We start from the raw sequence: 12,333 nt of genomic DNA on the forward strand, positions 1-12,333 counted from the left end.
AAGAAGCCTTTTTGGTTCTGCTACGAATTTTAAATTACGATGCCAGCCTGTTTACCAGTTCTACATACTCTGCGCGGGCGTCATCTTTGCTCTTGCCCTCCTGCTTTTTCCAGGCATCCCACTTGGCAATGTTCTTAAAGTCGAAACCGCCAGGACGCTCTGTATTCACGTCGCCTTCAGTCGCTTGCTTAAATAGTGCGTATAATTGCAACAGTACATCGTTAGAAGGGCGTTCAGTTAAAGTTTTTGATCTTTCAACTGCACTTTCAAATTCTTCTTGCGTAGCCATAAATTAGGTCGTTGATAAGGTGAGAACCAAAAATAAAAATAAATATGCTGCATGCATAACTTTTGTTTTGTTTTTATTTGCTGCGTTAGCCTCTACCTGTTAATCGGCTCCTGCACTTCTGATATTAGTAAACTTAACTCCATATAAAGTAATATGAAGAAACCTCTGAACTTTGGACCTACGGCAGTTATACTTGCCACTTTACCACTCTGGATCTTCAGCAGTTGCTCCACAAGCAGTAGTACCTCAACAGGCACTACTACATCAGAACAGGTAGCCAGTGCACCAGCTGCCGAGCCGGCAACCCCTCCAACACCACAGCCTCCTATTGCCAAAAAAGTACCGAAAGAGTTAACTGTACATGGAGACACCCGCATTGATAATTACTATTGGTTAAACCAACGGGAAGACCCGGAGGTAATCGCATATCTGGAGGCAGAGAATGCCTACACAAAAAAGATGATGGCTGGCACTGAAGACCTGCAGCAGAAACTTTACCAGGAAATTGTTGGGCGAATAAAGCAACAGGACGAGTCGGTGCCGTTTAAAGATGATGGCTACTGGTACTACACCCGCTACGAAGCCGGAAAAGAATATCCGATTTATGCTCGCAAAAAGGGTAGCTTAACTGCCCCAGAAGAGATAATGGTTAATGCTAACGAGCGTGCAGAAGGACTGAACTACTATGCCGCAGCAGGCATGAATGTAAGCCCGAACAATAAACTGCTGGCTTTTGGCGAGGATACTGTTAGCCGCCGCAAGTATACAATCCGGTTTAAAGACCTTAGCACCGGGCAGATGCTGAAAGACAGAATTCCGAACACCACCGGCAGTGCTGTTTGGGCCAATGACAATAAGACGGTTTACTATACTGTAAAAGACCCGTCGCTTCGCTCCTATAAAATCTTTAAGCACACTTTAGGTACTCCAGCCTCGCAGGATAAGGAAGTATACCACGAAGCCGATGAAACTTTTAGCACGTTTGTCTTCAAAACCAAGTCCGACAAGTATATCATTATCGGCTCCGGCTCCACACTCTCAAATGAGTACCGCTACTTAGACGCCAGCAACCCTAACGGCACGTTTAAGGTTATTCAGCCACGCGAGCGTGGCCTGGAGTATAGCGTTGACCACTTTGGCGATAAGTTCTACATTGTGACAAACAAAGACGGGGCTACTAACTTTAAACTGATGCAAACGCCGGTAAGCAAGCCTGGCAAGGCCAACTGGAAAGAAGTTATACCGCACCGCGAGGATGTACTGCTTGAGGACATCGAAATCTTCAAAGACTACCTGGCGCTGCAAGAGCGTAAGAACGGCCTTACTCAGATCAGGGTAAAGAAGTGGAACGACCCGAAAGTTGATTACTACATTGACTTTAATGATGAAGCCTATACCGCTTACATAAGCACCAATCCAGATTTTGACAGCAAAACACTGCGCTACCAGTATAGCTCTCTTACCACGCCAAATTCAGTGTATGACTATAACATGGAGACAAAACAGCAGGAGTTGAAAAAACGTGAAGAAGTGGTAGGTAGCTTTAATCCGGAGAACTACGAAGCAAAACGGATTTACGCTACAGCCGACGATGGCACAAAAATCCCTATCTCACTGGTATACAGAAAAGGTACCAACCTAGATGGCAGCAACCCAACCTTGTTATATGGCTACGGATCTTACGGTAACAGCATTAACCCAGGCTTTAGCTCTGTACGCCTAAGCCTGCTGGACCGAGGTTTTGTGTATGCTATTGCCCACATTCGAGGTGGCCAGGAAATGGGCAGAAAGTGGTATGAAGAGGGTAAAATGATGAAGAAGAAAAACACTTTCACTGACTTTATAGATGCTTCTGAGTTCCTGATTGAGCAAGGTTATACTAACCCGAACAAGCTTTTTGCCATGGGTGGCAGCGCAGGAGGATTGCTGATGGGTGCTGTTATAAATATGCGTCCGGAGCTTTATAAAGGTGTAATTGCAGCAGTACCTTTTGTAGATGTAGTTACCACCATGCTAGACACAAGTATACCGCTTACCACCGGCGAGTTTGACGAATGGGGTAACCCTGCCGACAAAGCATCTTATGACTATATGCTTTCATACTCGCCATACGATAACGTTAAAGCACAGGACTACCCTAACCTATTGGTAACTACTGGCCTCCACGACTCGCAGGTACAGTATTGGGAACCAGCCAAATGGGTAGCCAAGCTCCGCAACATGAAAACGGATGACAATAAAGTACTTCTGCACACCAACCTAGAAGCAGGCCACGGAGGTGCATCCGGTCGATTTGAGCGTTATAAAGAAACAGCGCTTCAGTACGCGTTCTTGCTAAGCCTGCTAAACCAAAACCAGTAAAACCACAGACTTAGTTGCGTTAACTAACCGGATTGATTATACAATTAAATGAAACGGCCGCTGCTAAATTAGCAGCGGCCGTTTTTATACTTCGTAATTGCTTTATACTACTGAGCAGAGATCATACTAATCTGTAAAGCTTCCTTCTTCACCAGTCTAGCTAACAGTTATTACAATTTTGCCGAATTGCTTGCCAGCTTCCATGTAGCGCATGGCTTCTTCTGTTTTCTCTAGTGGGTATACAATATCAACTACAGGCTTGATACCTTTCTCGTCCACTAGCCGCACCATTTCGGCAAAATCCTGGGCAGTACCCATGGTGCTGCCATGTATAGAAATCTGCTTCCAGAATATTTCGGCTGGGTTTAGCTGCCCGATCATACCTGTTGTGCCACCATACATACCAATGCGACCACCAGGTTTTGTAAGCTTTACCAGTTGCACGAATCCTTCTCCGGCTGCACCGTCAACAATCACATCAAAGCCACCAGATTTAGCTTTTAGCTCTTTACCCCAGTTTTCGCTTTTGTAATTAACACCGCCTTTGGCACCTAAATCCATGGCTAGGCCTATTTTTTCGTCGGAGCCTGATGTTACCCACACTTCGGCGCCTACGGCTACAGCAAACTGTATGGCAAACAAAGCCACTCCTCCTCCTGCACCTGTTATCAGCACCCTGTCTCCCTCTTGTAAACCGCACTTGGTAAACATAGCACGGTAAGCAGTAACTCCTCCAAGTGGCAGGGCCGCCGCTTCTTCAAAGCTAAGGTGCTCTGGCTTTTCGTAGAGGTTGGCAGCCCGCACTTTTACATATTCTGCAAAAGCTCCATCTTCTGGCATGCCAAGTACTTTAAAATTCAGCCCCTGTGCCCTCGGGTTATCACCCCAGTCAGAAGACGGGTCTACGATCACTTCCTTCCCAAGCCAGATATTATCTACTCCTTCCCCTACCTCGGCTACAATACCGGCACAGTCGGAGCCAAGTATAGTTGGGTACTCTTTTGTAAAGTAACGGCCATACTGTATCCAAACGTCGCGGTGATTTAAGGCGGCAGCTTTTACCTGCACAATGGCCTCTCCGGGTCCGGCTACTGGTTTTTCTTTGTCTATCAGAACAAAAGGTTTGCCAATGGCCTCAAGATATATTGCTTTCATGATTTTTCTTTTAATTAGGTCAAGCGCTTTGCTTACAAAGTTAACATTTATGGCAAGAGCGTAAAGTGCAGCCGTGATTGGCTTTTGATAAACACAGCTTTTATCTTGCAACAGAACATGACGCAGGTACACATGCAAATCAGCACAAGTATAAAAGAAGCTACTACTGAAGACATCCCGGTTTTGATAAACCTTGCAGAGGCTACCTGGAGCCCGACCTATCGTGCTATACTTTCTCAGGAGCAGATAGATTATATGTTTGATGTGATTTATACGAAGGAGGCGCTATTGCAGCAGATGCAGGAGGGACAGCAATTCTTCATTATGTATGAGGGCAGCAGACCCGTTGGATTTGCCTCGTACTCTGTGAAATACGCACCAGAAAAAGTGTACAAGTTAAACAAGATATACTTGCTGCCCGAGTGCCAGGGAAAAGGCTATGGCAGGTATTTACTTAAAGCCGTAGAGAAAAAAGTAAAACAAGCAGGCGGCGCTATACTAGACCTGAACGTGAACCGCTACAATAAGGCTAAAGACTTTTATGAACGCTGCGGCTACCACGTGCACCAACAGGAAGATATCGCCATTGGCCCCTATTGGATGAATGACTTTGTAATGCGAAAGTCCTTGTAGCGAACAAGTATCCCCAATAGTATGGGTAGAATAAATTTTGTAGTTTAGTAATACATCAATAACCGAAGCATGAACAAAAACATACTTATAAAGCAAGTTTCTGCGGCATTGCTGGCAGCTGGCTCACTTTTGTTTACAGCAGCTTGTACGCAGGATAAGACAGAAGCTGCTGACACTGAAGTTGAAGAAGCTGACAAGGGACTAGCCATCTCAAAATCTACCTCTGAGACAATTGTAGACGACTTAACCAAGTATGGGGAGCAGCACCAGGACAGCATTGCTGTTATCAGCACCCGCCATGGCGATATTAAAGTGCGCCTATACAAGGATGTACCATTGCACCGCGCAAACTTTGTGCGTTTAACAAAGGCTGGTTTTTACGATCAGGGCGAGTTTTACCGTGTAGTTAAAGGCTTTGCCGTACAAGGTGGCGACTCAGACAACCGCACCATGAAAATGGGGAACTACAAAGTACCGCAGGAGTACAATCCTAAGTACATCCACAAAAAAGGGGCATTGGCAATGGCCCGATACGGTGACGAACGCAACCCCGATAAGGAATCGTCATCACATAACTTTTACATTGTGTTGGGAGAGCCACGTGATGCTGGGCAGCTGGCAGGCTATGAGCAGCAGCACAACATGAAGTATACGCCTGAACAAAAGGAGATCTATAAAACAATTGGTGGTGAACCTGGCTTGGATTCAGAATACACTGTATTTGGAGAAGTAATAGAAGGTATGGATGTAGTGGAGAAAATTGCAGAAGAGCCTGTAGACTCTCAGGACTGGCCAAGGCAGGTGGTGAAGCACACGGTTAAGATGACGAATAAGTAGAATAGTAAGTATAAAAGGGAAGGGCTGCAGTTAACTGCAGCCCTTCCCTTTTATACTTACTATACTTTACCAGATATTAATCCTATTTGCCTCTGCCTTAAACATTGGATCGCCCTGATCGCAGCCAAATGCTTTGTAGAACTCCGGCATGTTAGATACTGGCCCATTGGTACGGAAGCGGCCTGGCGAGTGCGGGTCCGTTAAAATCTGGCGGTTCAGGTATTCGTCGCGGGCATTGATACGCCAGATCTGCGCCCAGGCCAGGAAGAAACGCTGCTCTGGCGTAAAACCAGCTATTTTACCTGGATTGTTCTTTTCCAACGCCTTTTGCAGCGCAGTGTACGCGATGTTAAGACCACCAATATCAGCAATGTTTTCACCTAAGGTAAGGCGGCCGTTCACGTGCAGGTTATCTAACACAGTATACTGATCGTACTGGCCAGCCACCAGGTTTGCACGTTCATTAAACTTTGCCAGGTCTTCTTTGGTCCACCAGTCTTTTAGGTTACCTTCAAAGTCATACTTGGCTCCCTGATCGTCGAAGCCGTGGGTAAGTTCGTGCCCTATCACAGCGCCCATGCCACCGTAGTTTACCGCATCGTCGGCGTTAGGATCGAAGAAAGGCGGCTGCAGAATACCCGCCGGAAAAACGATCTCGTTCATACTTGGATTGTAGTAAGCATTTACTGTTGGCGGCGACATAAACCACTCAGTGCGGTCGATGGGTTTTCCTATTTTGCCTATGTTGTCTTTGAAAGCAAACTGGCTGGCGCGCATCACATTGGCCACATACGAATCGCGGTTTACCTCCAGTCCTTTGTAGTCTTTCCACTTGTCAGGGTAACCGATCTTAACGGCAAAAGCACCCAATTTTTGCAGAGCCTGCTGCTTTGTTGCTTCGCTCATCCAGTCCAGCTCACGCACGTGCTCTTTAAAAGCCTCCTGAAGGTTATTCACCATTTCAACTGCTTTCTTCTTAGCCTCCGGCGAGAAGTTTTTCTGTACATACAATTGTCCCAGGGCCTCACCCATAGCGGCATCCGTAGCTCTTAGCACACGTTTCCAGCGTGGCTGCATCTCTTTTGCACCGCCAAGCGCTTTGCCGTAAAAGTTAAAGTTCTCCTGCACGAACTGCTGGCTTAAGTACGGTGCTGCAGTACGGGCAAGATGCCATTGCGTGTACGTTTTCCAATCCTCAACCGGCACACTCTTCAGCATGCTGTTTAGCTCTTTAAAGAAATCTGGCTGGCCTATAATAACCTCCTTTGCAGCCTGTGCCCCCATACCGGTTAACAGCTGGCTCACTTTCAGGTTAGGGTTCTTGCTGGCAAACTCCTGGATGGTCATTTTGTTGTAGTTGGCGTATGGGTCGCGCAGGTCTACGCGTGCCCGGGAGGCTTTGGCAAGCCGCGTTTCGATGTCCATTACAGTCTTGGCTTTCTTCTGAGCAGTGGCCTCATCCTCACCCATTAACTTAAACATGTTCTGCAGATGCGACATGTAAGCCGTGCGTATGCCTTTGGAGCGTTCGTCTGTTTTAATGTAATAGTCTCTGTCTGGCATCCCCAATCCGCCTTGCGATGCTTGCAAAGCATATTTGGTGCTTTCTTTATCATCCTGAGACACATACATCGTAAAGTATCCGCTCACGCCTTTTGTCTTCAGGTCGGCAACGGTCTTTATCATATCGTCGGTTGTTTTAACGGCAGCTATTTTATCAAGCTCCGGCTTTATCGGCGAAATACCCGCCTTGTTAATGGCTACAGAATCCATGCCTGCTGCATAGAAATCACCTATCATCTGGGCAGCGGAGCCTTTGGGTGCCGTGGTGTTTGAAGAAGCCTCCCGCAGAATCTCACGCAATACAGCGTTGTTTTTATCAGCCAGTTCGTTAAATGAGCCCCAGGCACTTTCTGATGCTGGAATAGGGTTATTTTTTATCCATCCCCCATTGGCATACTGATAAAAGTCTGTACAGGGATTAACAGTGGTATCGAGGTTAGCCAGCTCAAGGCCACGCCCCATGTTGGCTTCTACTGTTTGCGTGGTGGTAGTAGTATCCTCGGTTGTAGTAGAGGAACTGCAGCCTGTCAGCAGAAACCCCGCTACCAGTGCGGTGTAAGAAAACAGATGTATGTGTTTCATAATACAGTAGTATGAATGGTTGGAAGTATGGTATAAACTAAGCACTTACACAAGACAACTTACCTTGCCAGCTATCTCAGGTTATACTATGTTGCTAAAGCGGTTGTTACGATGCCGCAACTGCACTTAAAAGCATACTACCCCTTCACCAGCCATTTATACACCCGCACCAGCTGCTTTTGTGAGAGCCCTAACCTGTATAATCCATAAATCAGAAAGTAGCCTCCCTGCAACCAGTACACACCCACCTGTTTATACTTTCTGGCAGACGTGGTAACATACTTGCTCAAAACTTTAAAAGGCGCCATGCGGCGTAGTCTGCTGATTATCTCCTGATCTTCCAGCAAGTATAGCCGCTCATCAAAACCACCCGCCTGGGCAAACACTTCTTTCTTCACAAACAGACTTTGGTCTCCAAAACGAATCGCATCCAGATCAAAGCGGGTAAACCAGGCATTCAGCCTCAGGAACCAGTGCATGTCATCAAACTTCAAACGAAAACAGCCGCTTCCTACCCCTTGCCCGATAGCCTGACTTATACTTTGCTCAAATTGCGGCGGTGGAAAAGTATCGGCATGCAGGAAGTATAAGACATCTCCGGAAGCTGCCTGTGCACCCTGGTTCATTTGTGCGGCACGGCCTCTGCAGTTGCAGCTTAAGACGGTTGCCCCTGCAGCAGTAGCTACACTGCAAGTAGCATCGGCACTACCTCCATCTGCCACAATAATTTCTGTGCTGTTGCTGGAATGTTGCCGCAGGTAGGCCACTAAACTTGCTATTGCATTTTCCTCGTGCAGGGTGGGTATGATGATGCTTAGCTTCAAGGTGGCTATGGTTTACAAAAGCAGAGTGGACTATAGACTTTCCACTGCTTACGACTTACAGCTAAAAAGTTTTATCTTTCGGAAGTATAAACCTACGCTCCTTGGACCTTTTTACTTTTACCTTTCTCACGTTACCCCCGCTGTGCTTCCGGTATTCGGGTAAGTCACTGGCTCTTGCAGAGCTAGGCCCCTGGCAGGCGCTGTTAGCTGTTGCAGTAGTTTATACTTTAATTGAACTCATACGATACAGTGCAAGGCAGTGGCGGTTCAGGCCGTTTATACACGAACTGCGCCGGCAGCAACCGGCCTATTATCTGTCGCTGCCAGCAGCGCAGCAAAAGGAGTTTGAGAAGCGGCTGGCTCAGTTTATACTTCAGAAAAACTTTGTGCCACGCGGAGAGCGTTTTGAGGTAACCCTGGCCATGAAAGTTCGCATAGCAGCCTGCGCCACACAACTAACCTTTGGCTTGGGCCCTGTTTACTTGTCACATTTCAAAACCATACTTATTTATCCTGATCGCTACTACTCTACTATATCTAAGCGCTACCATTGTGGCGAAGTAAATATGCGCGGACTTATTGTGCTGTCGTGGCGGGATTTTGAGAGCGGATATGATAACTACACCGATGGCTTAAACCTGGGTCTGCACGAAATGGCACATGCTCTGCACCTAGAAAATGTAATACAAAACAACGAGCACAGCTTTCTGGACAGACAGCATTTACAAACATGGGATAAGCTGGCAAAAACAGAGATAGCCAAAATGAGCATGGTACCCGCAAGCTTTTTAAGGCAGCAGGCCTGCGATGATGAGCATGAGTTCTTTGCTGTTTGCGTGGAGTCCTTTTTCGAGCGTCCTCACGATTTCAGGCTGTCAAACCCGGAGCTATACGAGGCGCTAAGCCAGCTACTGCAGCAGGACCCTGCACGTGGAGTTTACCAGTTGTAATTGGCATTGCAGTATTTGAAAAAACGTAGTCCAACCACCCCTGCCCCTCCTTATCCAAGGAGGGGAGCTTTTATTTACTTTTTCAACTGCCATCACAATAGCTTTTGTCTTCCTTGTTGTCCTGTAAATGAACTTGGCAGAAAGGGAGGTTAAGCAGAATCTACAGAGCAATATTTTTGATAGAGTAATGCCAGAGTTCCCCTCCTTGGATAAGGAGGGGCAGGGGTGGTTGGACCAGGTACAGAAGGCAATCCTGTCCATCCATTAATTCTGTAAGTCATGATCCAAAAGCAAAAGCCCCGGCTAAAGTATAGCCGGGGCTTTTGTAAAGTACAAAGTATGATTTTCTATTGCACAGGGCGGTTCTTCACGTAAGTATTCAACCACTGGTCCATCTCCCACAACATGTGCATGATAGACTCTTTGCCTCTGTAACCATGCGATTCAGCTGGCAGGAACACTAGTCTTGTTGTAGCGCCGTGGCCTTTTAATGCATTGTAGAAACGCTCACTCTGAATTGGGAAAGTACCGGAGTTGTTATCGGCCTCACCGTGGATAAGCAGAATTGGAGTCTTCACTTTATGAGCGTAAGAGAACGGCGACATCTGGAAGTATACTTCCGGAGCCTCCCAGTATGAACGCTCTTCCTGCTGGAAACCAAATGGCGTTAAGGTACGGTTGTAGGCACCGCTACGCGCAATACCGGCTGCAAAAAGATCGGAGTGCGCCAGCAGGTTAGCCGTCATAAAGGCTCCGTAGGAGTGGCCGCCTACTGCAATACGCTTGGGATCAACAACACCCATACTTACTACTTTATCGATAGCGGCCTTAGCACTTGCCACCAGCTGCTCGTTATATGTGTCGTTTGGCTGGGTATCGCCTTCGCCTACAATTGGCATGTCGGTTCTGTCAAGCACAGCATAACCCTGCGTTACCCAAAACAACGGAGATCCGGAGCTGATGCGCGTAAACTCGTAAGGAGAGCTTTTCACCTGGCCTGCGGCATCAGCGTTTTTGAATTCACGCGGGTAAGCCCACATCAGCATCGGAAGTGGCTTGTCACCTTTTTTGTAGTCTTTTGGCAAGTATAAAATGGCAGTCAGCTTCACGCCATCGTTGCGCTCGTACTGCAGCATCTCCTTCTGCACGCCTTCCAGTTGCGGAGTCGGGTGCGGGAATTTCGTTACCTGCGTCAGCGATTTTTTGTTAAGGTCGCGCACGAAGTAGTTTGGCGGGTCGTTCTCAGACTCTCTTCTGGTGATGACCTTCTTGCTGCTCAGATCAATGATGTCCACCGGACGCTCATAATATGGTGCCTCAGATCTCCAAAGGATTTTACCTTTCTTGCTCTTCAGGTTAAACTCGCTTACAAAAGGCCTGTTACCCTCCGGCGAACCACCCTCAGAGATCATATAAATGTTCTGGCCTTTCTTATCTGTTAAAAGTACGTTGCGGCCATACTGGTTTTTAGTATAAACCGGCGAGCCCGGATCGTTGTAGCCATCCTCGTAAGAACGTTCGATAAGCACTACAGCTGCTTTAGCTGGGTTGTTTGGCTCGATCAGGCTGGCACGCTCTGCTCTGGTTTTCCACCAGCGCTCATTAACGATTGCCATGTTGTTCTGGCCCCACTGCACACCTCTGTAGCGGTATTTTGTAGAGGCTATTTCAGTTGGTTTAGCAGCAAACGGCGCATCCAAAGTATAAACCTTATCTCTAACGGCTACCTCTTTGTTTGCATCGCCACCGTCCTGCGCCTCTGCCCAGTATAAGCTTGCTCCTTTATCAGGGCGCCAGTTGTAGCTGCGTGGGCCTTTGGCTACGGCGTCAAATGCAATCGGAATATCTTCAGCTAATGGCAGTTTGGCAAGCTCTTTCACTACTTTACCATCACGGTTCCATACTTCTACGTTGTACGGGAAGTAGTAAGAAGGCACCAGGTAAGAGTATGGTTTTTGGATTGTCTCAACTAACAAATACTGGCCGTCCGGCGACATGCTAACACTCTTGATGACACCAGCTTTGCCGATTGGCTGCTGCTGTCCGTCCAGTGTTACCATCTTTAACTGGGTAGCCATGTAGTAGTCGAACAGGTCTTCATCGTAGCGGTTTTTCAGAAGATCCTGGTATGTACGCGACGGCCTTGCTTTGCCAATGTTCTGCTGAACGTTCGGGCCGGCAGGCACATAGCTATACTTTGGCATTTCGCCGCGCTTTTCATCAATAAACTTTACCAGCAGCGATTTGCTGTCAGATGCCCACTCAAAAGGGCGTCCGCTGTAAGCGTCGTTCACTACAGCATTCGTCAGCTTCTTCGCCTGCTTCGTGCTTAAATCTGCTATCCAAAGCTCTATACCATTGGCAATGGTGTTAGTAAAGGCAATGTGCTTCTCGTCTGGCGACCAGGTAACGTAAGAAATCTGTGCATTGGCTGGCAGGCCTTTGATATCGAACTCCTGGCCACCGTTCACCTGCTTCAGCTTTAAGCCATTGTAGTAGTTACCGCGGCTTTGCCCATTGGTGGCAGGGTTAATGCGAAGTCCGGCAATGCGGCTCTCCGGTGCCGAAACCTCTTCTATACTTGGGTAGCCGGCGCTCTCCAGCAGCAGCATCCAATCGCCTTTGGCGCTCAGGCTTACAGATGGCGTGGCAGGCGCCTCGATGATATCGGCCATAGCCTTTGGGGGCTTCTGGTAGCCAATGTTGGTATCCTGCACTTTTTGCGCAACAGCAACCGGTGCAGCACCTCCCAACAGCAGCAGGTATAGCAACGAGGATGCTACCCTTTTTGCAGTTCTGGTTTTAGTAAGGTTCATGTAAAGTATAGATTAGTTTTAGTTTTATCTGTAGACTAAAGATAGGTAATATGGTTTAAATTACGTCTGGGGCAGGCTCTGTTTTTCATCAAACTTTATCCTGCAGTACATGCTATAAATATAGGATATTTAAGTTTTTTTACTTAATCTTAAAGTATAGATTTACAGCAAGTAAGCGTTACTTCTACTGTTATACTTACACTTAGGGCACCAAGCAATAGTCATCTATCCTACCCAAAAATGAGAACATCCCTCAACTTACTACTTACTGCAATTACAATTTGTACTAGCCTCTGCATTGTTACAGCTGCCTCAGCTCAGGA

9 protein-coding genes are annotated in these 12,333 nt (G+C 47.1%); 4 read left to right on the forward strand and 5 right to left on the reverse strand.

Features of this window, described 5'->3' with window-relative positions:
- Positions 1-34 precede the first annotated feature (34 nt).
- Positions 35-289 carry an acyl-CoA-binding protein gene (locus H8S84_RS11670; RefSeq protein WP_187067522.1) on the reverse strand — a complete coding sequence of 85 codons (255 nt, stop codon included), beginning with the start codon at positions 287-289 and terminating at the stop codon, positions 35-37.
- Positions 290-442: 153 nt separating this feature from the next.
- On the opposite strand from H8S84_RS11670, the gene H8S84_RS11675 reads away from it, so the two are divergent.
- Positions 443-2,650 (forward strand): S9 family peptidase, encoded by a 2,208-nt coding sequence (locus H8S84_RS11675; RefSeq protein WP_187067523.1) that lies wholly within the window; start codon positions 443-445, stop codon positions 2,648-2,650.
- Between the two features lie 156 nt (positions 2,651-2,806).
- Here H8S84_RS11675 and H8S84_RS11680 read toward each other — a convergent pair whose 3' ends face one another.
- Positions 2,807-3,805, reverse strand: a complete 999-nt coding sequence (locus H8S84_RS11680; protein WP_187067524.1) for a quinone oxidoreductase family protein — start codon at positions 3,803-3,805, stop codon at positions 2,807-2,809.
- Between the two features lie 117 nt (positions 3,806-3,922).
- Between H8S84_RS11680 and H8S84_RS11685 the strand changes: the two genes are divergently transcribed.
- Both H8S84_RS11685 and H8S84_RS11690 read left to right on the forward strand, forming a co-directional pair.
- The gene (locus tag H8S84_RS11685; protein ID WP_230407155.1) at positions 3,923-4,438 is read left to right on the forward strand and encodes a GNAT family N-acetyltransferase; all 516 of its coding nucleotides are present in this window, start codon (positions 3,923-3,925) and stop codon (positions 4,436-4,438) included.
- A 69-nt stretch (positions 4,439-4,507) separates the two neighbouring features.
- Positions 4,508-5,275, forward strand: a complete 768-nt coding sequence (locus H8S84_RS11690; protein WP_187067525.1) for a peptidylprolyl isomerase — start codon at positions 4,508-4,510, stop codon at positions 5,273-5,275.
- A gap of 66 nt (positions 5,276-5,341) precedes the next feature.
- Here H8S84_RS11690 and H8S84_RS11695 read toward each other — a convergent pair whose 3' ends face one another.
- On the reverse strand, positions 5,342-7,420 hold the full coding sequence (locus H8S84_RS11695) for a M13 family metallopeptidase (protein WP_187067526.1): 2,079 nt from the start codon (positions 7,418-7,420) through the stop codon (positions 5,342-5,344).
- Between the two features lie 137 nt (positions 7,421-7,557).
- Entirely contained in the window at positions 7,558-8,244 is a 687-nt protein-coding gene (locus H8S84_RS11700) for a TIGR04283 family arsenosugar biosynthesis glycosyltransferase (RefSeq protein WP_187067527.1), read from the reverse strand.
- Positions 8,245-8,345: 101 nt separating this feature from the next.
- Between H8S84_RS11700 and H8S84_RS11705 the strand changes: the two genes are divergently transcribed.
- The gene (locus H8S84_RS11705) at positions 8,346-9,194 is read left to right on the forward strand and encodes a zinc-dependent peptidase (RefSeq protein WP_187067528.1); all 849 of its coding nucleotides are present in this window, start codon (positions 8,346-8,348) and stop codon (positions 9,192-9,194) included.
- Between the two features lie 347 nt (positions 9,195-9,541).
- Here the strand turns inward: H8S84_RS11705 and H8S84_RS11710 are convergent, their stop codons facing one another.
- The gene (locus tag H8S84_RS11710) at positions 9,542-12,010 is read right to left on the reverse strand and encodes a S9 family peptidase (protein WP_187067529.1); all 2,469 of its coding nucleotides are present in this window, start codon (positions 12,008-12,010) and stop codon (positions 9,542-9,544) included.
- Between the last annotated feature and the right edge of the window lie 323 nt (positions 12,011-12,333).

Source organism: Pontibacter cellulosilyticus (assembly GCF_014306105.1).
GTDB lineage: Bacteria > Bacteroidota > Bacteroidia > Cytophagales > Hymenobacteraceae > Pontibacter > Pontibacter cellulosilyticus.